The organism is Hydrogenophaga borbori (assembly GCF_003417535.1).
Taxonomy (GTDB): domain Bacteria; phylum Pseudomonadota; class Gammaproteobacteria; order Burkholderiales; family Burkholderiaceae_C; genus Hydrogenophaga; species Hydrogenophaga borbori.
The window spans coordinates 192,773-216,182 of record NZ_QVLS01000008.1; the positions used below are offsets into that span (position 1 = coordinate 192,773).

Here is a 23,410-nt window from a genome sequence, read left to right on the forward strand (position 1 = left end):
GGGGGCGGCGGGATGCGCTTGGCCGCACTGGATGACGACGTGTCGCAGCTGGACCTGATCCAGCGGTCGGTGAAGGCGATTGGCTACGAGTGTCAGCTGTTCGAGCGCGGGCAGGCCCTGATGCGCGAGCTGCGCCGCGACAGTTTCGACCTGCTGATCGTCGACTGGCAGCTGCCCGACATCGCGGGCCCGGACGTGGTGCGCTGGGTGCGCGCGAACCACGAGCACCCGGTGCCCATCCTCTTTCTCACCAACCGCAGCGAGGAGCGCGACATTGTCGAAGGCCTGGGCTGCGGCGCCGACGACTACATGACCAAACCCATCCGTGTGCACGAGCTGATGGCGCGCGTGAAAGCGCTCATCCGGCGCAGCTACCCGCAGCAGGACAACGCGCTGCTGCGCTTCGGCGGCTACTGCATCGACCTGGCGGCGCGCACCATCGCCTTCGAGGGCCGGCCGATCGAACTCAAGCAGAAGGAGTTCGAGCTGGCCCGCTGCCTGTTCGCCAACCTGGGGCGCCTGCTGTCGCGGGCCTACCTGGCCGAGACGGTCTGGGGCCGCGCGGTCGAGGTGCCGTCGCGCAGTCTGGACACGCATGTGTCCGCCCTGCGCGCCAAGCTCGAGCTGCGCCCGGCGCGCGGCTACCGCCTGAGCGCGGTCTATGGCCAGGGCTACCGGCTGGAGGCCGTCGGCGACGGCGCGCCCGCGCTGCCGCTCGCGGGGGCGGCGGCGTGAGCCCCCGCCGCTTCGCCACCCTCAGCGCCTTCGCCCTGCTCACCGCCGGCGCTGGCGCGGCCCTGGCCGAGGGTCCGCTGACGCCCTACGAGGTGCGCGCCGGCGACACGCTGTACCGGCTCGCGCAGCGCTACCTGGAATCGCCCGAGGACTGGCGCGCACTGGCGCGGCTGAACCGCGTGAGCGACCCCAAGCGCCTGCCGATCGGCGCCACGCTGCTGGTGCCCGCCGACCGCGTGCGTGGCGTGGCGCGCCACGCCACCGTGCTGTACCTCAAGGGCCTGGTGGTGGCGGCCGCGCCCGCGCGCGAGCTCCAGGTGGGCGACGAGTTGCCCGAAGGCACGTCCCTGCGCGTGCACGAGGGCGCCTTCGTCGGCCTGGGCCTGGCCGACGGCTCCACGCTGCACCTGCCGGCGCGCAGCCAGCTCACGCTGGAGCGCCTGCGCCAGTCCGACGGCATCGGCGGCGCCCGCAACACCCTGCGGCTGGACCGGGGCCGCGTCGATTCGCGGGTGCGCCCGCAGCCCACGGGCTCGCGCTTCGACGTGCGCACGCCGCTGGCCGTCACGGGCGTGCGCGGCACGAGCTTCGGCGTGGCCCTGTCCGAGGACGGCGCGCGCACCGTCTCCGACGTCATTGCCGGCCGCGTGGCCGTGGCGGCCGACGAGCTGCCGCAGGCGCCGGTGGCCTTGAGCGCGGGGCAGGGCGCGGTCACCGAATCGACCACGCAGGCGCCGCGCGTGCTGCCGTTGCTGCCGGCGCCGGTCCTGGGCGCGGCCGAGCTGCGCGTGGAGCGCCTGCCGCACGCACTGGCCCTGGCGCCGCTGCCTGGCGCCCGGGCCTACCGCCTGCAGGTGGAAGAAGAAGCGGCGGGCACCGACGGCCAGGCCCCGGCGCGGGTGCTGTTCGACGCGGTCGCGCCCGGGGCCCCGCCGCCCTTGAGCGGGCTGCCCGACGGCGAGTACCGCCTGCGCCTGCGCGCCATCGACGCCGAGGGCCTGATGGGCGGCGAGGCCACCGCGCGCCTGCGCGTGAAGGCCACACCGATCGCGCCCCTGGCGCGCTCGCCCGAAGCGAACGCGCTGGTGGGCGTGGGCCGCCTGGCGCTGCGCTGCACCGAGGTGCCCGGCGCCATCGCCTACGATCTGCAGGTGTCCCGAGACCCCAGCTTCCAACACCCGATCGCCGAAGCGCGCCAGAGCGGCCAGTGCGCCTTCGAGGTGCCGATCGCCGAGCCCGGCGCGCTGCACTGGCGCGTGGCCAGCGTCGCGCGCCGCGCCGACGGCGCGCTCGATCGCGGTCCCTTCAGCGACCCCAGCCCGTTGACGCTGGTGCCGCCGCCGTCCGCGCCCGCCATGCCCCAGGCCGGCGACGATGGCCAAAGCCTGCACTGGGCCGGCGTGGCGGGCCACCGCTACCGCGTGCAGCTGGCCAGCGACGAGGGCTTCACGCACATCCTGCAGGACCTGGAGGTCGACCAGCCCTCGGTGCGCCTGGACCTGCAGGCCTGCCGCCCGTACTTCGTGCGCTTGCGCAGCCGCTCGCCCCAGGGCCTGGACTCGCCGTTCTCGGCGCCGCGCCGCGTGGGCGCGCGCGCCGGCCTGTGCAGCCACGACGGCGTGCCGGTGCGCTCGCCCCACGGCGTGGACTGGGACACCCAGCCGCGCTGACGCGAAGCCGAGCGCGGTCCGCATGCGCCCCTCCACCCCCATCGCCTCGCTGCCGGCGCCCGTCGCGGTGTTCGGCCGCTGGGGCCTGTTCTGGGGCGCGATGCTGCTCGCCGCCGCGCTGGCGGGTTTTGCCAACGGCTTGGGCCGCGTCGACCTCGCGCTCACCGACCAGATCGCCGCGCTCGACACGCGGCCGGTCTCGCCCGAGGTGCTGGTGGTCGCCATCGACGAGCGCAGCCTTGCCACGCTGGGCCGCTGGCCCTGGCGGCGCGCCGTGCACGCGGCCCTGCTGGACCAGCTGTCCACCCAGGGGGTGCGGGCCATCGGTCTGAACCTGCTGCTGGGCGACGCCGACACCGCGTACCCGGGGGACGACGAGCGCCTGGCGGGCGCCATGCGCCGGGCCGCACGGGTGGTGCTGCCGATGTACGCGCAGTGGCCCGACGGGTTGCGCGTCGAACCCGCGCTGCCCCTGCCGGTGCTGCGCGAGGCGGCGCACGGCCTGGGCCATGTCCACGTCGAGCTCGACGACGACGGCGTGGCGCGCAGCGTCTTCCTGCGAGAAGGCGCGGGGGGCCAGCGCTGGGACCACTGGGCGCTGGCCCTGCTGGCCGCCGGCGGCGAGGCCGTGGACCCGGCGCGCCTGCCCGGCGCGCGCCGCGGTGCCGCGCCGGCAGCGGACGCGGGCGTCTGGCGGCGCGACCACCACGCGCTCATTCCCTACGCGGGGCCGCCGCAGCGGGTGGCGCGCGTGTCGTACATCGACCTGCTCGAAGGCCGCGTGCCGACCGAGCAACTGCAGGGCCGCTACCTGCTGATCGGCGCCACCGCGGCCAGCCTGGGCAACGGCTACGCCACGCCGATGGCCAGCCACGACAGCCTCATGCCCGGCGTCGAGGTCTCGGCCCAACTGCTGGATGCGCTGCGCCAGGGCGTGCACCGGCGCGCCGCCACGCCCTGGGAGAACGCCGCGTTCAGCGCGCTGCCGGTGCTGCTGGCGGCGCTGGCGCTCACGCGCTGGCCGCCGCGGCGCGCGCTGTGGTCGCTGCTGGGCCTGGTGCTGCTGGTGGCGGTCTCGGCCTGGCTGCTGCGCCGCGCGGCGGGCGTGCAGGTGGCGCCGCTCGCGGCGCTGCTGGGCCTGGCGCTGGCCTACCCGGCCTGGGCCTGGTTCCGCCTCGACGCGGTGGTGCGCTACCTCGGCGGCGAGTTCCGCCAGGCCCAGCGCGGCGGCGTGCTCGCCGCGCCGCTGCCGGCCACCGGGGGCGGCGATCCGCTGGACCGCCAGATGCGCGCCATGGCCAGTGGCGTGCAGCAGCTGCGCGCGCTGCAGCGGCTCGTGCACGACAGCCTGGACAGCCTGGGCGACGCGGTGCTGGTGCTCGACGCCCAGGGCCGCGTGCGGCTCGCCAACGCCGCCGCCGCGCGCTACTTCGGCGACGCCGAGCAGGGCCTGCGCGACCAGCCCCTGCACGGGCTGCTGGCCGCGCGCCTCACGCTGGCCGACCGCTCGCCGCTGCCGGAGCTGCGCGCCGCGCTGCAGGGGCGCGGCGGCCTCTGGCACGTGATGGACGCGCAGCGGCGCGACCTGGTGCTCAAGTGCCACCCGCGCCTGTCGGTGGACGGTCGCCTGGACGGCAGCATCGTCAGCCTGATCGACATCTCCAGCGTGCAGCAGGCGCAGCGCCAGCGTGAGGAGGCCCTGCGCTTCCTCTCGCACGACATGCGCGCGCCGCAGTCGGCCATCCTCACCTTGCTCGAACTCGAGCGCCTGGAGCCCGGCGCCGACCCGCGGGTGCTGGAGCGCATCGAGGCCCACGCGCGCCGCGCGCTCGCGCTGGCCGAAGACTTCGTGCAGCTGGCGCGCGCGCAGTCCGACGCCTTCGAGACCGAGGCGGTGGACCTGAGCGACGTGCTCATCGACGCCGCCGACCGCCACTGGGACCAGGCGCGCGCGCTCTCGGTGGAGATCCTCACCGAAACGCCCCCCGCGCCGAGCTGGTGCCGCGCCGACCGCGAGCTGCTCACGCGCGCCGTGGGCAACCTGATCGACAACGCGCTCAAGTACGGCCCGCGCGGCGGGCAGGTGCGCTGCCGCCTGGCGCGCGAAGGCGAGCGCCACGTGATCACCGTGATCGACCAGGGGCCGGGCGTGGCGCCCGAGGACCGGGCGGACCTGTTCGACCCCTTCAAGCGCCTGGGCCGCGAGGCCCGCACGCGCGGCGCCGGCCTGGGCCTGGCCTTCGTGCAGGCCGTGGTGGCGCGCCACCGCGGCAGCGCGCAGGTGGGCGGTGTGTCGGGCGAGGGCGCCGAATTCCGCCTCGAGCTGCCGGCGCTCGAGGTCGAGGACTAGGCGCCCAGGCAGGGCCGGCAAGGGTCGCCAGGCCCCGTTCCGTGACGGGTTGAACGCCCCCGCGCGGGGCCACTGTCAAACATTGTCAATTCGCTGGCGCGCGATGAAACGGCTTCATACATTCGCGCCGCACTGAGCCGAGCGCCCGCCACGACGGCGGCGTGTTCGCCCGACGTTTCCCCTTTCACCGGAAGGTGTCCACACCGCGGTTGCGACCGCGGTGAGGGGGCGTTCGTGCGTCCGCCGCGCGCGGGCGCGGGCGGCGTGGTTTCGGTGCACGAACCGAAGCAGACACATGAAGCCCTACCGAACGTCGATGCCGCAGCGCGCGCTGCGCCGCGCCCTGCTCACCGCGGCCCTTGGCCTGATGGCACTGGGCAGCGCGCACGCCCAGCTCATCATCTCCAGCATCCCCGACGCCCCGGACCCGGTGCCCGCGGGCGGCACCGTCACCTACACGGTGCGCGTGGCCGAAACCAACGGCACGCCGCTCGCGGGCGGCGCCTTCAGCTTCAGCGTGCCGGCCAACGGCCAGTACGCCGGCACCGGCGCGCTGCCCCCGGGCGTGAGCTGCAGCGGCATGGCCGAGGGCCAGGCCGGTCCGGGCCTGCTGAGCTGCACCGGCATCGCCCTCGGCCCCAACGCGGTGGCGCAGGTCCCGCTGCGCGTGCGCTCCACCCTGCAGGGCACGCTGTCGGTGACGGCCACGCCCACGCCGGGCGGCGCGGCGCAGACCGAGCTGACCACCGTCAACGCCGGTGCCGACCTGGACCTGTCGCTCAGCGCGCCGGCCAACGCCCCCGCCGGCAGCACGCAGAGCGTGGTGCTCTCCGTGACCAACCACGGGCCCGACCCCTCGCCCAGCTCGCTGCTGAGCTACAGCATCCCGCCGGGCTTCGCGCTCACGGGCACGCCCGCGGGCTGCTCGCTGGCCGGCGGCACGCTGAACTGCAACCTCGGCGCCATCGCCGTCAATGGCTCGCGCAGCGTCACCGTCAGCGGCATCGTGGGCGTCGGCGGTGGCTCCACGCTCACGCACACGGCCGACATCGCCGCCACGGGCGGCGTGGGCGACGGCGTGTCCGACAACAACACGCGCAGCACCAACACCTTGGTGGCGCCGGGCAGCACCGTGTCGGTGGGCAAGACCAAGTCGGCCAGCGATCCGGTGGCCACCGGTACGGCCTTCAACTTCACGCTCGCGCCGCGCTACAGCGGCGACTACCCCACGGGCGTGCAGGTGCTCGACAACCTGCCCGCGGCCTTCTGCTTCGCGGGCGGCGCCACCAGCTTCACCAGCGGCGCCTGGAGCTGCACCGCGTCCAGCGCCTGCCCCACGGCCGCGCCGGTGGTGTCGTGCACGCGCAGCGGCGGCGGGGCCGCCGGGGCCAACGTGGACCTGGGCAGCATCGTGATTCCGGTGCAGGCCATCGCCACCGGCGCGGGGGTGGTCAACACCGCCACCATCTCGGCGCCGGGCGCCACCCCGGCCAACGGATCGGTGGCCACCACCGTGATCGATCCGGTGTCGGACCTGCGCGCCAACAAGGCCAAGAGCTGGCTGCAGGCCGCCGTGCCGCTGAACACCCCGTTCGACTACACGCTGTCCACCACCAACCTCGGGCCCACGCCCTTCCCGGCCAGCGGCACGCTCACCATCACCGATACGCTGCCCATGGGCCTGCGGCTCAACGGCATCGCCGCGCCGACGGCATTCAACTGCAGCTCCAGCGCGGGCACCAGCTTTCCGCAGGCCGGCCCGGTCACGGTCACCTGCACCAGCAGCAACCTGGCGCTGGCGGTCGACGCCACCACGCCGGGCATCGCGCTCACCGTGCAGGCCACCAGCACGGGCGGCGTGCTCACCAACACCGCCTGCGTGGCCAGCACCGGCGGGCCGGTGGACGACAACGCGCCGAACAACTGCGCCTCGGTGGGCGTCACGCCGCAGACGGGCGTCGACCTGGCCGACGTCTCCGCGCTCAAGCGCGTGATCGGCGCCGGCGACGCGCCCGGCAACCGCCAGCTCGCGGGCCAAGCCGTGCTGTGGGAGATCGAGGTCGTCAACGCCGGCCCGGCCACGGCCACCAACGTGGTCGTCACCGACGTGTTCGACAGCGCCTTCAACGCCTCGCCGGCCGACTACAGCCTGAGCACCCTGCCGGGCAGCGCCACCTTCGGCAGCTGCGGCGTGGTGGCGACCTCCAGCCACCTGGCGCTCGACAACTGCAGCATCGCCAGCCTGCCGGCCTGCACCCCGGGCCTGGACTGCCCGCGCATCCGCGTCAGCGCGCGCCACTTCGGCAATGGCACCGCGGCCGACAACGCCTTCGAGGTCATCAACTCGGCCTTCGTGCTCGCCCAGCAGCAGGGCGACCCGGACCTCAACAACAACAACTCGGCCAACGCCACCGCCTACTACACGGCGCGCGCCGACGTGGCGGTGAGCAAATCGGACAACCCCGACCCGGTGCCCGCGGGCCAGGTGCTCACCTACACCATCACCGCGAGCAACCCCTCGGCCACCAGCGCCAGCCGCGCCTATGGCGTCTCCATCACCGACACGCTGCCGATCGGCGTGGTCTTCCTCTCGGCCACGCCCAGCGGCGGCGGCAGCTGCACCACCGCGCCGGCCGCGGGCGCCACCACCACGGCGGGCAACCGCACCCTGGTCTGCAGCTGGGCCTCCATCGCGCGCGGCGCGCAGGAGACGGTGAGCCTGCGCGTGCGGCCCCTGGCCTCGCACAGCGTGGTCGGCGGCGGCAGCGGCAGCATCAGCAACACGGTGAGCGTGGCCACCACCACGCCCGAGATCGCCGGCGGCGCGGCCAACAACAGCGCCACCCAGCCGACGGCCGTGACCGCGCCGGTGTTCGACCTGCTGGTCAACAAGACGGACGACGCCGACCCGGTGGACGTGGGCGACGACGTGACCTACACCGTCACCGCCACCAACAACGGGGCGTCCACGGCCGAGAACGTGGTGCTCACCGACACCCTGCCCGCGGGCGCGGGCGCGCCCACCTTCGTCGAGGTGGTGGCGCCGCTGCCCCCGGGCGTGAGCTGCAACACCGCCGGCGTCACGGCGGGCGCGGCCGGCGGCAGCATCGTCTGCACCATCGCGCAGATCGGCGGCACCGGCGCCGGCTCCACCGGCGAGCCATCCAGCGTGGCGGTGCGCATCCGCCTGCGCGGCGCCGACAAGGGCCAGTACACCAACCAGGCCAGCGTGGCCCTGGCCGATCCGACCCTGAACGCGCTCGACTCGCAGCCCGGCAACAACAGCAAGGGCGAGCCGACCACCTTCCGCTTCAAGGCCGACGTGCAGGTGGTGTCCAAGCGCGCGGTGCGCCCGGGCAGCACCACCGCCATCACCGAGGTGGCGTCTTCGCAGACCTTCGACTGGCTGGTCGATGTGCGCAACAACGGCCCGCAGGCCGCCGAGACCACCAGTTTCACCGATGCCCTGCCCGCGGGCCTGGTGCTCGCCAGCGCGCCCAGCTTCACCATCACCGCCGGCAGCTTCACGCCCGCCGCCGTGAGCTGCACGGGCGTGGCCGGCGACACCGCCGTGAGCTGCGCCATCGCCAGCATGCCGGCCAACGGCACGGCCACGGTGCGCATCCCCGTGCGCTTCAGTGGCGCGCCGGCCAACGGCACGGTGCTCACCAACACCGCGCGCCTCGTCACCACCGGCTCGGGCGACAGCAACGGCGGCGCCGACCCGAACGGCGGCAACAACTTCAACAGCGGCAGCGTGACGGTGCAGACCTCGGGCGTCAGCGGCCGCGTCTACCACGACCGCAACGCCAACGGCCACAGCGAGGGCGGCGAGCCCGGCGTGGCGGCCACGGTCACGCTCACCGGCACCGACCAGTGGGGCGCGCCGGTGAGCCTCAGCACCACCGCCGACCCGGTGACGGGGGCTTACCACTTCGACGTGCCGCCGGGCACCTACACGCTTGCGCTCACGCGCCCCGGCGGCTGGCTGCCGGGCCTCACCCAGGCCGGCGGCGTCAGCGGCGCGGGCTCCAGCCCGGGCACGGTGCCCACCAGCGGCGCCGGCGTCACCGCGGGGCCCAACGGCTCGGACGCGCCGCTGATCCAGACCATCGTGCTCGACGGCGCCGGCGCCGCGTCCACCAACAACTGGTTCGCGCTGCTGCGCGCCGCCAGCCTGGCCGGCAGCGTCTACCTCGACCAGGGCCTGGCCAACGGTCAACGCGACCCGGGTGAGAGCGGCGTCGCGGGTGTGGCGGTGGCCATCACCGGCACCGACTTCTACGGCAACGCCGTCACGCGCGCGCTGACCACCGACGCCGACGGCCGCTACGCCGTCACCGATCTGCTGCCCGGCAGCTACCAGATCGACGAGACCCAGCCCGCCGACCTCGCCGATGGCGCCGAGCACCTGGGCAGCGTGGGCGGCGCGCCGCGCGGCAGCGCCAACCCCGGTGGCGTGAACGACCGCTTCGGCGGCGTCACGCTCGGCTCGGAAGAGGCTGGCGCGGACTACGACTTCGGCGAACTCGGCGGCCAGCTCGGCGGCCACGTCTACGTCGACCGCGACAACGACGGCCAGCGAGACCCGGGCGAGCCCGGCATCGCGGGCGTCACCATCACCCTCAGCGGCACGGCGGCCAACGGCGTGGTGGTGAACCGCACGGCGGTGACCGATGCCACCGGCCGCTTCCAGTTCGACGGCCTGCTGCCCTCCGACGCCAGCGGCTACACACTCACCGAGACCCAGCCCGCCGCCTACGGCGACGGCCTCGACACGGCCGGCCAGGTGAACGGCGCGCCCATGGGCCAGGCCGGCAACGACCTCATCACCGGCATCGTGCACCTCGGCGGCGCGGGCGACGGCTACCTGTTCGGCGAGCGCGCCGCCTCCATCGAGGGCAGCGTGTTCAACGACGTGGCCGGCAACGGCGTGCGTGAGCCCGGCGACCTGCCGCTGGCGGGCGTGACCATCACCCTCACGGGCACCGACGCCGACGGCCACCCGGTCACGCGCACCGTGACCACGGGCGCCGACGGCAGCTACCGCTTCGACGACCTGCCGCTGTCCGATGGCGCGGGCTACACCCTCACCCAGACCCAGCCGCCGGGCTACGCCCAGGGCGGCGAGTCGGTGGGATCGCTGGGCGGCAGCGTGCCCGGCCCCAACACCCTGGTGGTGCCGCTGACCACGCCCGGCGCGCAGGGCACCGGCTATGACTTTTGGGAGCGCGCGCTGGCGCCCTCCACGCTGAGCGGCACTGTCTGGCAGGACAGCGACAACGACCGCCAACGCTCGCCCAGCGAGCCCGTGAAGGCCGGCTGGACGGTGGAGCTGCTGGTCTGCGCCGACGGCAGCGCCAGCTGCGCGCCGGCGGACATGATCGTGCTCGACAGCCGCCTCACCGCGTCCGACGGCAGCTACCGCTTCGAGCAGCTGGTGCCGGGCGACTACCACCTGCGTTTTCGCACGCCCTCGGGGCAGGTGATCGGCGGCGCCTGGCCGACCGACCCGGTGCTCAACGCCGCTGGTGGCGCGCACCCGACCACGCCGGGCATGCGCCCGCTGCCGATGATCCCGGTGCCCATCGGCGCCGGCATGGCCGTGGTCAACCAGGACCTGCCCCTGGACCCCAGCGGCATCGTCTACGACAGCGTGACCACGCAGCCCGTGCCCGGCGCGGTGGTGGAGTTCCGTGGCCCGCCCGGCTTCGATCCCGCGCTGCACCTGTTGGGCGGCAGCGCCAGCGTGACCACGGCGGCCGACGGGCTCTACCAGTTCTTCCTCATGCCCGGCGCGCCGGCGGGGGAGTACACGCTGGTCGTCACGCCGCCCGGCGGCTACGTCAACTCGGCCACGCACCTGCCCTCGGCCGGGCCGCTGAACGCGCAGACCTGCACCGCGCCCGCCGGCGTGGTGGACCCGGTGCCGGGCGACCCCTGCGTGGTGTCCACGCCCACGCCGCTGCCCGGCGTGCCCTCGCCGTACTTCCTGAGCGTGCTGTTCCCGGGGGGCGGCGCGCAGAACGTGGTCAACAACCACCTGCCGCTGGACCCGGTGGGGGGCTCGCTCATCGAGCTGCGCAAGACCACGCCCAAGCTCACCGTGAAGAAGGGCGAGCTGGTGCCCTACGTGATCACCGCGCGCAACACCCGCGCGGTCGCCCTGGCCGACGTGGTCCTGGTCGACACCCTGCCGCCGGGCTTCAAGTTCGTCACCGGTTCGCTCACCGTGCAGCGGCTGCCGGGCGGCGCCGTCGAGCCCGTGGTGCCGGTGGTCGAAGGCCGCCGCCTCACGCTGCCGCCGCGCGCCTTCGCGCCGAGCGAGACCCTGCGCGTGTCCATGGTGCTCGGCGTGGGCACCGGGGTGGGTGAGGGCGTCTACGTGAACCAGGTGCTGGCCCAGCAATCGGCCACGCAGGCCGCGCTGTCCAACACCGCCACCGCCTCGGTGCGCGTGGTGCCCGACGCGCTGTTCGACTGCACCGACGTGATCGGCAAGGTCTACGACGACCGCAACGCCAACGGCTACCAGGACGAGGGCGAGCCCGGCCTGCCGAACGTGCGCCTGGCCACGGTCAATGGCCTGCTGGTCACCACCGATCCGCAGGGGCGCTACCACATCGCCTGCGCGGCGGTGCCCAAGGAGGGCACGGGCAGCAACATCGTGCTCAAGCTGGACGAGCGCACGCTGCCCTCGGGCTACCGCGTGACCACCGAGAACCCGGCGGCCGAGCGCGCCACGCGCGGCAAGTTCGTGAAGATCAACTTCGGCACCACGGTGCACCGCGTGGTGCGCCTGGCGCTGCGCGCCGAGGCCTTCGAGCCCGGCGCCACCGCGCTCAAGCCGGCCTTCGCGGCCGAGCTGCCGAAGGCCATCGCGGCCCTGGCCGAACGCCCCTCGGTGCTGCGCCTGGCCTACCGCGCCGCGCCGGGCGAGGCGCCCGAACTGGCCGAGGCCCGCGCCCGCGCCGTGAAGGCCGATCTGCTCGAGCGCTGGCGCCGCCACGGCGCCGCGCAGCCGAGCCCCCTGTTCAACCTGGACATCGAGGTCGAGCACGTGTCGCCCTCCGTCGCCCCCTGACGGAGGACCGCATGCCTGTCACGCACGACCCCCGGACCTTTGCCGAGCCCACCATGAACGCCCGCCCCCGACTGACCCTGCGCTTGCGCCGCGCGGCCCTCTCCGCTGCCGTGGCCACGGCCTGCCTGGGCATGGGCGCCGCCGCCGCGCAGGAAGCCCGCCACAGCGGCCACCACGGCGGCGGCGAATGCCGCACCGAGGCCCGCGGCCGCTTCGATGACCGCTGCGCCAGCGACGCGCGCGCCGTCGAGATCGATGGCCGCGACCACCTGCCCGCCACCGCCGAGCGCGAACTGCCCCGGCTCAGCGTGGTGCTGGGCGATGCGCGCGCGCTGCGCGAGACCACCGAACGGCGCCAGGACACCGTGCCCGGCGCCGCCGCGCCCCGCGACGGGGCGCACACCGCGCGCTTCGACTCGGGCGCGGACCTGCTGCTGGACAGCGACCGCCAGCGCCTCGACCAGATCGTGGCCCAGGTGAAGGGCCGCGACGCGCTGCGCTTTCAGATCGTGGGCCACACCGACGTGCAGCCCATCGGCCCGCGCCTGCGCCCGCGCTTCGCCGACAACCACGCCCTGGGCCTGGCGCGCGCGCACCAGGTCGGCCGCTACCTGGCCGAACGCCTGGGTCTGCCCGAGACCGCCTTCACCTACGCGTCCAAGGGCCCCGACGAGCCCCTGGCCACACCGCGCGAGGACCGCGCCCACTGGGCCGCCAACCGCCGCGTCGAGGTGCACGCCTGGTGGACCGACCAGGCGCCACCCACCACCGTGGTGCACACCACCGTGCGGCGCAGCGACCCGAGCGAGTGCCACATGCTCTCGCCCTACGGGAGCGACGACGCGCCGCTGCGCCTCACCGTGGACGGCGCGCCCCTGATCGGCGCCGACGCGTCCAGCGCGGACCGCCAGCGCTGCATCGACGTGCAGCTGGAGCGCCACCAGCTGCGCCTGCAGGTCGACAGCCTGTCGCAGCCGCGGCGCCTGAACGCCGCCGCCTGGCCCACCACGGTGGCGCCTGGCGACACCGTGCGCTTCGCGGGTCACAGCAACTACCTGCTGTTCCTGCACAAGGCCGAGCTGCGCCTGTTCACGCTCAATGCCGGCGGGCAGCGCCAGCCGCTGGCCACGGTCGCGCTCGATGCCAACCTGCGCGGCGAATGGACGGTGCCTTCGGGCCTGCTGGAGGGCCAGGGCGCGGCGCGCGACGGCCAGCTCGTCTACCGCCTGCGCGTGTTCGACGCGCAGGGCCGCTTCGACGAGACCGAGGACTTCTCGCTCACGCTGGCGGCGCGCCGCCCCGAGGCGGCGCAGCCGCACGAGCCCGAGCGCGAGCTGCTGCGCGGCTATGGCGACAGCCGCCTCGCGGTAAGCCACATCCCGATCCGCGCGGGCACCGTCACCGCCAGCGGCCAGGCCATCCGCCCCGACCAGCGCGTGCGCGCCCTGGGCCACGCCGTGCCGGTGGACCCGAACGGCCGCTTCGTCTTCCAGCAACTGGTGCCGCGCCGGGTGCAGACCGGCGAGATCGCCGTGCTGGAGGCCGACGGTTCGGCGCGTGTGTACCGGCGCGACTTCGAGATCCCGAAGCAGGACGGCTTCTTCATCGGCCAGGCCGACCTCACCCTGGGCCGCCAGCGCGTCAGCGGACCGGCCGCGCTGCTGACCATGGACCCGAACCGCCAGGACGGCGGCTCCTGGAGCGAAGGCCGCCTGGCCTTCTACACCAAGCGCCAGCTCGACGAGCGCTGGACCTTCACCGCCAGCCTGGATACCGAGGAGCGCCCGCTCAACGAACTGTTCCGCAACCTCGACCGCAAGGACCCGAGCACCCTGTTCCGCCGGCTCGACCCGGTCGACTCCTGGGCCACCTTCGGCGACGACTCCACCACCGTGGAGGACGCGCCCACGCAAGGCCGCGTCTACGCCCGCATCGACGACGGCCGCTCGCACGCCATGTGGGGCAACTACAAGCTCAACCTGGACGAGACCGCGCTCGCCCAGATCAGCCGCGGCCTCTACGGCCTGCACGGCCGCTACCTGAGCGAGGACAGCACGGCCCATGGCGAGGCGCGCCTGCGCGTGGACGCCTACGCCGCCGAACCGGGCACCCTGTCGGCGCGCGAGGAGTTCCGCGGCACCGGCGGCTCGCTCTACTACCTGCGCCACCAGGACATCACGCGCGGCGCCGAGCGCGTGTTCGTGGAGATCCGCGACCGCGATTCCGGCCTGGTGCGCACGCGTCGCCTGCTGGTGCCGGGTTCGGACTACGAGGTCGACCACCTGCAGGGCCGCGTGCTGCTCAACGGCCCGCTGCCCAGCTTCTCGGACGACGGCGCCATCGTGCGCGCGGGCGGCCTCACCGGCTTGCCCACCTACCTGGTGGTGGACTACGAGTACGCGCCCCTGCTGGGCTCGCTCGACACCCTGGCCACCGGCGGGCGCCTGTCCTGGTGGGCCAGCGACGCGCTGCGCCTGGGCGTGACCGCCTCGAAGCAGGAACAGACCGGCGGCGACCAGACCCTGGCCGGCGTGGACCTGCTGCTGCGCCACGGCGAGAACACCTACCTGAAGGCCGAGGTGGCGCGCTCCGACGGGCCGGGCACGGGCGAGTTGCGCTCGCTCGACGGCGGCTACCACTTCGCGGGCGAGCCGGTGGACCCCACGGCCGACGCGAACGCGTGGCGCCTCGAAGGCCAGGCCGACCTGAAGGACCTGGGCCTGGCGGGCGGCGGCCGCATCGCCGCCTACGCGCAGCGGCGCGGCGCGGGCTTCTCCGCGCCGGGCCAGCTCGTCAGCAACGAGACCCAGCAGGTCGGCGTGGACGCCGCGCTGCCCCTGGGCGAGCGCACCGAGCTGCGCCTGAAGGCCGACCGCCGCGACGAGCGCAACGGCTTCGACAGCGACAGCGCCGAGGCGCAGCTGAGCCACCAGCTCACGCCGCACTGGCGCCTGGGCGCGAGCCTGCGCCGCGACGACAAGCGCAGCGACAGCGTCGTGACCAACGGCGGCCTGCCCTGGGGCGCGGCGGTCGAAGGCGAGCGCACCGACCTGGGTGTCCAGCTGGACTACGACAGCCTGGCCAGCTGGGCCCTCTACGGCTTCGCGCAGCGCACGCTGTCGCGCAGCGGCACGCGCCTGGACAACGACCGCCTGGGCGTGGGCGCGCGCTACCGCGTCAACGACAAGCTCGCGCTCAACGGCGAGCTCTCGGGCGGCGACGGCGGCGCGGCCGGCCGACTGGGCGTGGACTACCAGTACGACGACCGCTCCAGCCTGTACCTGACCTACGTGCTGGACACCGGCCGCACCGACGAGAACACGCAGGGCCGTGGCGGCACGCTGGTGTCGGGCGCCAAGTCGCGCATCAACGAAGGCCTAAGCGTCTTCACCGAGCACCGCCACAGCGTGGGCACGCAGCCGGGCCTGACGCACGCCTATGGCGTGCAGTACGCGCCCGACAGCCGCTGGACCCTGGGCGTGTCGCTGGAGAACGGCCGCGTGGGTGTCGAGACCCTGGGCGAGCTGCGCCGCGAGGCCATCGCCTTCAACGCCGGCTACAGCAGCGATACCGTGCGCTACAGCGGCGGCGCCGAGTACCGCTCCGACCGCGGCAGCGTGGAGTCGCGCCGCAGCTGGCTGCTCAAGAACGCCTTCAGCCTGAAGGACGGCGAGGACGCGCGCTGGGTCGGCAAGTTCAACTGGGCCGACAGCGACAGCAGCGCGGGCGCGCTGGCCGCCGCGAAGTACACCGAGGCCAGCCTGGGCTATGCGCTGCGCCCGGTGAACAACGACCGCCTCAACCTGCTGCTCAAGTACACCTATCTGCACGACCTGTCCTCGCCGGGTCAGGTGTCGGTGACGGGTGTCTCGTCCACCCAGGTCTTCACCACCGGCAACGATTACCAGCAGCGCAGCCACGTGTGGGCCGCCGACCTGAGCTACGACCTCACGCCGCGCTGGACCCTGGGCGGCAAGGTCGCCTGGCGCCTGGGCGAGCTGCGCGCCAGCCGCGACAACAGCGCGCCCTGGTTCAAGAGCAGCGCCGACCTGGCGGTGCTGCGCCTGGACTGGAAGGTGGTGCGCCGCTGGGACTGGCTGCTCGAGCTGCGCTCGCTGCGCGCCAAGGAACTGGGCGACCGCCGCACCGGCTGGCTCACGGCGGGCTACTACCACATCAACGAGAACGTGAAGCTCGGCCTGGGCTACAACTTCACCGACTTCTCGGACGACCTCACCGACATGCGCTACCGCAGCCGGGGCTGGTTCATCAACCTGCTGGGGAAGTTCTGAACACGCCTGCGCTGGTCACCGTCTTCCTGGATTTCGATGGTGTGCTGCACCCCGTGGGGGCGCCACGGGACTGGCTGCTCGACAAGGCCGGCATGCTGTCCGCCGCGCTCAAGGACCTGGAGGGCGTGGAAATCGTGGTGTCCAGCGGTTGGGCCGCCTACCACCCGCTGCCCGAGATCCAGGCCCTGTTCCAGCCCTGGCCTGCGCTGCAGGCCCGGGTGGTGGGCCGCACCGAGCCCTGGGCGCGGCCGCCGGGCCACGGCGCGGCCATGCCCGAGCGCGAGCGCCAGTGCCGCGACTGGCTGCGCGCCAACGGGCGCTCGGCGCGCCACTGGCTGGCCATCGACAACCAGCGCCACCACTTCGCGGCGCGCGACCGGCTGGTGCTGGTGGACGGCCGCCAGGGCCTGCGGGTGGGCAACCTCTACCGGCTGGTGGAGATGATCCACCGGCTGCGGCGCGAGGCCTGAGCAGGCGGACTTGAACGCGCGGCTCAGGCCCGCAGGCCGATGCGCGCCAGGGTCTGGTCGATCCAGGCCGTGTCGAGCCGGCCCTCGGCGATCTGCTGCAGCGTCACCTGTTCCGCCTGCGACTTGTTGCGCGCCGCGTCGAGCACGGCCGCCGCCTCGTCGCACGGCACGCAGAGCACGCCGTCGGCGTCGCCGATGATCAGGTCGCCGGGGTGGATCACCATGCCGTCGATGGCGATGGGCGCGTTGATCTCGCCGGGGCCGTCCTTGTAGGGGCCGCGGTGGGTCACGCCCGCCGCGAACACGGGCAGGGCGCCGGCACCGATGACGTCGAGGTCGCGGATCGCGCCATCGATGACAAAACCGGCCAGGCCGCGCCGGATCGCGTAGGTGGTCATCAGCTCGCCGATCAGCGCGTTGCTGAGGTCGCCGCCGCCGTCCACCACGATCACGTCGCCGGGTTGGGCGATCTCCAGCGCCTTGTGGATCATGAGGTTGTCGCCGGGCCGCGTCTTCACGGTGATGGCGGGCGCGGACAGGCGGGTCTCGCGGCTCAGCGGGCGCAGGCGCGCGCCGGCCGCGGTCATGCGGCTCATGCAGTCGCTGACGTTGGCGACGGGCACGCCGCGGAAGGCTTCGACGAGGTCGGGCGCGACGCGGCGGGGGACGGGGAGGATGCGCAGTCCAAGCATGGCTTCAGTTCCGTTGGGCGGGGATGAGGTGGCTGGGGTCCAGGTCCTCGGGCCGCAGCACGCCCATCAGGGCCATGTTGCGCGAGACCTCCGAGCGCAGCAGGTCGATGGCGCGGTGCGCGCCGGCTTCGCCGGCCACGGCGGCGGCGAAGGCGAAGGGGCGGCCGACGAAGACGAAGCGCGCGCCCAGGGCCAGGGCCTTGAGCACGTCGCTGCCGCGGCGCACGCCGCTGTCGAGCATCACCGGGATGCCGGGGCAGGCCTCGACGATGCGCGGCAGCACCGCCAGCGGCGCGGCGGCGCCGTCGAGCTGGCGCCCACCGTGGTTGCTCACGATCACGCCATCGACGCCTTCGTCGGCCGCGCGCCGCGCGTCGCGCGCGTCGAGAACGCCCTTGACCACGAGTTCGCCGCCCCAGACGCGGCGGATCATCTGCAGGTGGCGCCAGTTCAGGTGGCCACGATCGGAGAGGTTGCGCTCCACGTGGGGCGAGAGGATGGGCGCGCCGCGCGTGGCGTAGCTGTTCTCGAAATGCGGCATGCCATGGCGCAGCAGCGTGCGCAGGAAGGTGCCGAACAGCCAGCGTGGGTGCGTGAGGCCCTGCCAGGCGAGCGCGGGGCCGGGCCGCACGGGAATGGTGAAGCCCGCGCGCAGGTTGCTTTCGCGGTTGGCCGCGGCCGGCGTGTCCAGGGTGATCACCAGCGTGCGGTAGCCGGCGGTCTTCACGCGCTCCAGCAGCGCGAGGATGCCGGCGTCGTCGCCGGGCAGGTAGGCCTGGAACCAGGCCCCGGGGTTCACCGCGATCACCTCTTCCAGGCGGATCAGCGAGGAGCCGCTGAGCACGAAGGGAATGTTCTCGCGCTGCGCGGCCTGCGCGATGACCAGGTCGCCGCGGTAGGCCGAGAGCGCGGCCAGGCCCATGGGCGCCACGCCGAAGGGCGCGGCGTAGCGCTGGCCGAACAGCTCGACGCCGGTGTCGCGCGGCGTGATGTCCACCAGCACGCGCGGCACCATCTCCCAGGCCTGGAAGGACGCGCGGTTGGCGCGCAGCGACTGGTTGGTCTCCGCCGCGCCGGCCACGTAGCCGAACACCGGTCGGGGCAGGTGGCGCCGCGCCTCGGCCTCGAAATCGTCGAGGCACAGCAGGCCCTGCAGCCACCGGGGGGCGGCCGGCGCGTCGGCGCTGCGGCTCATGCGCGGGGCTCGCGGTGCTCGGGCAGGGCCTTGCCCGACAGCGCCCGCACCTGCAGCGCCAGCGCGGCCCAGTCCCAGTCGGCGCGGCCGCCCTCGCACAGCTCGTCGAGCAGCCGCTCGGCCAGCGCGGCGGTGGGCAGCACGGTGCCCGTGCCTTGCGCGCCCTGCAGCGCCAGGCGCAGGTCCTTGCGCATCAGCGCCGCGCGAAAGCCCGGCGTGAACTGGCCGGCGGCGATGCGTGGGGCGTGCTTTTCCAGCGAGAAGCTGCGCGCGGCGCCGCCCAGCAGGGCCTCGCGCATCGACGCCGGGTCCACGCCCTCGGCCTCGGCCAGCGCGAGGGCGTCGGCCACGCCCAGCAGCGCGCCGGCCACAGCCACCTGGTTGCAGGCCTTCACCACCTGGCCCGCCCCCACGCCACCCACGTGCAGCACGCTCTTGCAGAAGGCGCCCAGGGCCTCGCGGCAGGCGTCCACGCTGGCGGTCTCGCCGCCGACCATGCAGCTGAGCACACCCTCGGCCGCGCCCTGCTGGCCACCGCTCACGGGCGCGTCCAGGAAACCGATGCCGCGCGCCGCGAGCGCCGCCGCGAACCCGCGCGCCGACGCCGCCGCGATGGTGCTGGTGTCCACCACGGTGCTGCCCGCCGCCAGGCCGTGCACCAGGCCGCCGTCGGCGAACAGCACCTCGCGCACGGCCGCGTCGTCGGGCAGGCTCAGGAAAACGATGGCGCTGCCCCGGCCCACGTCGGCCGGGCCGTTGCCGGCCGTGGCGCCCTGGTCCACCAGCGCCTGCACGGCGTGCGCCTCGCGCGCGAAGACCTTGAGCGGGTAGCCGCGGCGCAGCAGGCAGCCGGCCATGCCGGCGCCCATGGCGCCCAGGCCGATGAAGCCGAAGGAGGAGCCGGGCGCGTGGCTCATTTGCCGATGGCCTTGCCGATCAGGTCCACCGCCGCGACGACCTCGGCCTGGAAGGCTGCGCCGTCGGCGTAGTCCTGCGTCAGGCCCGACTTGGCCACGTAGTCCTTCCAGCCCGGCGCCTGCATGGCCTTGTGAAAGGCGTCGTGCAGGTAGCGCCGGATCGGCTCGGGCAGGTTCGCCGGCGCCATCAGGCCCTTCATGTTGTCCAGGGCCACGGGCACGCCCAGCTCGGTCATGGTGGGCACCTCCGGCAGGGCCGGCAGGCGCGCGCGCGAGAACAGCGCCAGCGGGCGCACGCGGCCCGCGTCGATCATGGCTTTCATTTCCTCATAGGCGCCAAAGGCGCTGTCGACCTGGCCCGCGAGCAGGGCGGTCATGGAGTCGGCCGCGCCGCGGTAGGGCACGTGCAGCAGCTTCAGGCCGGCGGCCTTCTCGAACACGATGCCGGTGGCGTGGAAGATGCCGCCTTCGCCGGTGGAGCCGTAGGACACTTTCTCGGGCGCCTTTTTCGCTTCGGCGATGAGCGCCTTCATGTCGGCGAAGGGCGAGTCGGCGCGCACCGCCAGGATACTGGGCGCGCGCGAGACCTTGATGATGGGCGTGAAGGAGCGGCGCGAGTCGTAGTTGAGCGGGCGGAAGTGGCCCACCGAGGTGGTCTCGCTGCCGCCGCCCACGAACAGGGTGTAGCCGTCGGGCTTGGCGTCGGCGGTGGCCTGCGCGGCGATGGCGCCAGCCGCGCCCACGCGGTTGTTCACCACCACCGGCACGGGAATGATGTCCTTGGCCGCGTACGAGAGCTGGCGCGCGATCTGGTCGGCCGAGCCGCCGGGCGCGAAACCCACCAGGATGGTGATGGGCTGGGTGGGCTGCCAGGCCTGCGCGCGCGCGGCCAGGGGCAGGGCCGACAGGCCCAGCGCCGCGCCGGCGGCGCCCACGAGGTGGCGGCGTCGCAGGCCGGTGGAATGAATGCTCATGCGCTGTCTCCTTCTGTTGTGAGGGCCCGGTCCACTGGCTTGGGCCGACCCGGGGCGCATTCTGGGAACATGCCTTGTGGATGAAAAGCGATATATTTCGATCGCTCTTGTTCGCCTTTTTTCAACACAAAGGATTGTGCGGCGCCGGCCATGACGCTCAAGCAGCTCGAAGCCTTCTACTGGGCCGCCACCGCCGCGAGCTTCCTGGTCGCCGCGCAGCGGCTGCACATCTCGCAGTCCACCCTGTCCAAACGCATCGGTGAACTGGAAGCGCAGCTGCGCACCACGCTGTTCAACCGCGGCGGCCACCGCGCCGCGCTCACCGAGGCGGGCGAGCAGCTGCTGCCGCTGGCGCGGCGCATGCTGGAGCTGTCGGAGGACATGCGCGATCAGCTCGCGGCCGGTGGTGGCGTGCGCGGCCTCTGCCGCTTCGGCGTGGGCGAGCTCGCGGCCCTCACCTGGCTGCCCGACCTGGTCTCGCACGCGGCCGCCAAGTACCCCGAGCTGCGCCTGGAGCCCTGCGTGGACCTGGGCTCGGCGCTGGAGCAGCGCCTTGAAAGCGGGGAACTGGACTTCGCCGTGGTGGCCGGCCACTCCACGCGCGGCGCCATCGCCAGCGAGGCCATCGCCCAGGTGCGCTTCTGCTGGGCCGCCTCGCCCGCGCTGGTGGGACGCCGCCGCGCGGTGGACGCCGCGCTGCTGGAGCGGCACGCGCTCATCACCCAGCCCGGCGCGGCCGGTCCCACGCGCATGCTGGAGCACTGGCTGGCGCTCAACGGATTGCAGGCGCCGCGCCGGTTGGTGTGCAACAACCTCGCGGCCATCGCCAGTCTGATCGCCTCGGGCGTGGGCATCGGCCTGTACCCGCGCGGCTGGTTTCGGCGCATGGCCGCACGCCGGGCCGTGGTCGAACTGCGCGGGCCCCAGCCCCTGCCGGCGCTGCAGTACACCTTCCAGCACCGGCGCGACGACCACCGCGCGCTGCTCACGCGGCTGCGCGAGCTGGTGCGCGAGACGGTGGACTTCGACAAGTCCGGCCCCCTGTGGGGCGGCTGAACGGGGCGGTGCCAGAATGGCCGGGCGCCAATCATTGGAGGGGACCATGCGCCGCCACGAGATGAACCCGCCGCCCGGATCGCCGCGCGGCCCACGATCGACGGAGGCCCGCCATGGCCGCTGATGCCGCCTCCAGCCAACTGGTGCCGGTCGTCATGCTGCTGGGCGCGGCGGTGGTGGCCGTGCCGCTGTTCAAGCGCATCGGCCTGGGCTCGGTGCTGGGCTACCTGGCGGCGGGCCTGGCCATCGGTCCTTTCGGCCTGGGCTGGTTCAGCGACCCCCAGACCATCATCCACACCGCCGAGCTCGGCGTGGTGATGTTCCTTTTCGTGATCGGCCTGGAGATGCGGCCTTCGCACCTGTGGGCGCTGCGGCGCGCCATCTTCGGGCTGGGCAGCCTGCAGGTGCTGGTCTGCGGCGCCATGCTCACCCTGGTCGGCGTGGCCTTCGGCTTTTCATGGACGGTGTCCTTCATCAGCGCCATGGGCTTCGTGCTCACGTCCACCGCCATCGTGATGCAGCTGCTGGGCGAGCGCGGCGACATCGCCACGCCGCGCGGGCAGCGCATCGTCTCCATCCTCCTGTTCGAAGACCTGCTCATCGTGCCGCTGCTGGCCGTGGTGGCCTTCCTGTCGCCCGACGCCGTGGCCGAGGCCTCGGGCGCCTCGCGCTGGTTGTCGGTGGGCATCGCGGCCGGCTCGGTGGCGCTGCTGGTGGCGGTCGGCCTGTGGTTGCTCAACCCCTTGTTCCAGGTGCTGGCCAACGCCCACGCGCGCGAGGTGATGACCGCCGCCGCCCTGCTGGTGGTGTTGGGCGCGGCGCTGCTCATGCAGCTGGGCGGCCTGTCCATGGCCATGGGCGCCTTCCTGGCGGGCGTGCTGCTGTCGGAGTCCACCTTCCGCCACCAGCTGGAGGCCGACATCGAGCCTTTCCGCGGCCTGCTGCTGGGCCTGTTCTTCCTGGGCGTGGGCATGTCGCTGGACCTGTCGGCGGTGGCGCGGCACTGGGCCCTCATCCTGGCGGGCGTGCTCTCGCTGATGGTGGTGAAGGCCCTGTGCATCTACGTGGTGGCGCGGCTCACGCACAGCCCGCACGCCGACGCGCTGGACCGCGCGGTGCTGATGGCGCAGGGCGGCGAGTTCGCCTTCGTGCTGTTCGCCGCGGCGCTCGCGGGCCGCGTGATCGACCCGGTGGTGAACGCCAACATGACGGCCATCGTGGTGCTGTCCATGGCGCTCACGCCGCTGGCGGTGCTGGCGCTGCAGCGCTGGGCGCCGCGCGCCGGGCCCTCCACCGAGGGCGCGCCCGTGCCCGACCACGAGGCCGGCGCGGTGCTCATCATCGGCTTCGGCCGGGTGGGCCAGATCGCGAGCCAGAACCTGCTGCTGCTGGGCGCGGAGATCACCATCATCGACGCCGACCCGCAGCTCGCGCGCGAGGCCGAGCACTTCGGCTTCAAGGTCTATTACGGCGACGGCACGCGGCTGGACATCCTGCACGCGGCGGGCGCCGACGACGCCAAGGTCATCCTGGTGTGCGTGGACGAGGCCAGCGCGGCCACGCTGATCGTGGAGCAGTGCAAGCACGCCTTCCCCCAGGCGCGGGTCGTTGCGCGCTCCTTCGACCGCGGGCACGCGGCTGAGCTGGTGAAGGCGGGGGCGGACGTGCAGGTGCGCGAGACCTTCGAGTCCGCCATGGTCATGGGGCGCGAGGCCTTGCTGGCGCTGGGCACGGAGCCGATGGCGGTCGATGCCATCGTGGCGGACATGCGCCGCCGCGACGCCGAGCGCTTCCAGCTCGAACTGGACGGCGGCGGGCTGGTCGCGGGGCGGCCGATGATCCTGGGGAACCTGCGCGGGCGCCCGGGGCGCTGAGCCTTCATCGGGTGCTGCAGCGCGCAGAGCACGGGGCGGATCCCTGCGTGCAGGCGCCTGTCGCCACCCTCGCGGCCGACTTGGCCTGCGTGCCCATCGGC

12 protein-coding genes are annotated in these 23,410 nt (G+C 73.8%); 8 read left to right on the forward strand and 4 right to left on the reverse strand.

The window, feature by feature from the left end:
- Positions 1-12: 12 nt before the first annotated feature.
- From DY262_RS14660 to DY262_RS14685, 6 genes are all read left to right on the forward strand, one after another.
- On the forward strand, positions 13-735 hold the full coding sequence (locus tag DY262_RS14660; protein ID WP_116959858.1) for a response regulator transcription factor: 723 nt from the start codon (positions 13-15) through the stop codon (positions 733-735).
- Positions 732-2,405: a FecR domain-containing protein gene (locus DY262_RS14665; protein WP_116959859.1), complete on the forward strand. Its 1,674-nt coding sequence runs from the start codon at positions 732-734 to the stop codon at positions 2,403-2,405. Before DY262_RS14660 ends, DY262_RS14665 begins: the two co-directional genes overlap by 4 nt.
- A 22-nt stretch (positions 2,406-2,427) precedes the next feature.
- Positions 2,428-4,755 (forward strand): CHASE2 domain-containing protein, encoded by a 2,328-nt coding sequence (locus tag DY262_RS14670; protein WP_116959860.1) that lies wholly within the window; start codon positions 2,428-2,430, stop codon positions 4,753-4,755.
- A 295-nt stretch (positions 4,756-5,050) separates the two neighbouring features.
- Positions 5,051-11,839 carry an SdrD B-like domain-containing protein gene (locus DY262_RS14675; protein ID WP_116959861.1) on the forward strand — a complete coding sequence of 2,263 codons (6,789 nt, stop codon included), beginning with the start codon at positions 5,051-5,053 and terminating at the stop codon, positions 11,837-11,839.
- A gap of 53 nt (positions 11,840-11,892) precedes the next feature.
- Positions 11,893-16,131: an OmpA family protein gene (locus DY262_RS14680; RefSeq protein WP_181936513.1), complete on the forward strand. Its 4,239-nt coding sequence runs from the start codon at positions 11,893-11,895 to the stop codon at positions 16,129-16,131.
- Between the two features lie 26 nt (positions 16,132-16,157).
- Positions 16,158-16,601 (forward strand): HAD domain-containing protein, encoded by a 444-nt coding sequence (locus DY262_RS14685; protein WP_281272928.1) that lies wholly within the window; start codon positions 16,158-16,160, stop codon positions 16,599-16,601.
- Between the two features lie 23 nt (positions 16,602-16,624).
- Here DY262_RS14685 and DY262_RS14690 read toward each other — a convergent pair whose 3' ends face one another.
- From DY262_RS14690 to DY262_RS14705, 4 genes are read right to left on the reverse strand one after another with little or no spacing between them, the layout of a single operon-like run.
- Complete coding sequence (locus tag DY262_RS14690; protein WP_116959864.1) at positions 16,625-17,293, reverse strand: RraA family protein; 669 nt, start codon at positions 17,291-17,293, stop codon at positions 16,625-16,627.
- Between the two features lie 4 nt (positions 17,294-17,297).
- Positions 17,298-18,488 carry an alpha-hydroxy acid oxidase gene (locus tag DY262_RS14695; protein WP_116959865.1) on the reverse strand — a complete coding sequence of 397 codons (1,191 nt, stop codon included), beginning with the start codon at positions 18,486-18,488 and terminating at the stop codon, positions 17,298-17,300.
- Entirely contained in the window at positions 18,485-19,405 is a 921-nt protein-coding gene (locus DY262_RS14700) for an NAD(P)-dependent oxidoreductase (protein WP_116959866.1), read from the reverse strand. Before DY262_RS14700 ends, DY262_RS14695 begins: the two co-directional genes overlap by 4 nt.
- Positions 19,402-20,379, reverse strand: a complete 978-nt coding sequence (locus DY262_RS14705; protein ID WP_070400715.1) for a Bug family tripartite tricarboxylate transporter substrate binding protein — start codon at positions 20,377-20,379, stop codon at positions 19,402-19,404. The genes DY262_RS14700 and DY262_RS14705 overlap by 4 nt, the downstream gene beginning before the upstream one ends.
- Positions 20,380-20,529: 150 nt before the next feature.
- On the opposite strand from DY262_RS14705, the gene DY262_RS14710 reads away from it, so the two are divergent.
- Both DY262_RS14710 and DY262_RS14715 read left to right on the forward strand, forming a co-directional pair.
- Positions 20,530-21,435, forward strand: coding sequence for a LysR family transcriptional regulator (locus tag DY262_RS14710; RefSeq protein WP_116959867.1), 906 nt, complete (start codon positions 20,530-20,532; stop codon positions 21,433-21,435).
- Positions 21,436-21,548: 113 nt separating this feature from the next.
- Positions 21,549-23,309 carry a monovalent cation:proton antiporter-2 (CPA2) family protein gene (locus DY262_RS14715; RefSeq protein ID WP_116959868.1) on the forward strand — a complete coding sequence of 587 codons (1,761 nt, stop codon included), beginning with the start codon at positions 21,549-21,551 and terminating at the stop codon, positions 23,307-23,309.
- Positions 23,310-23,410: the final 101 nt, after the last annotated feature.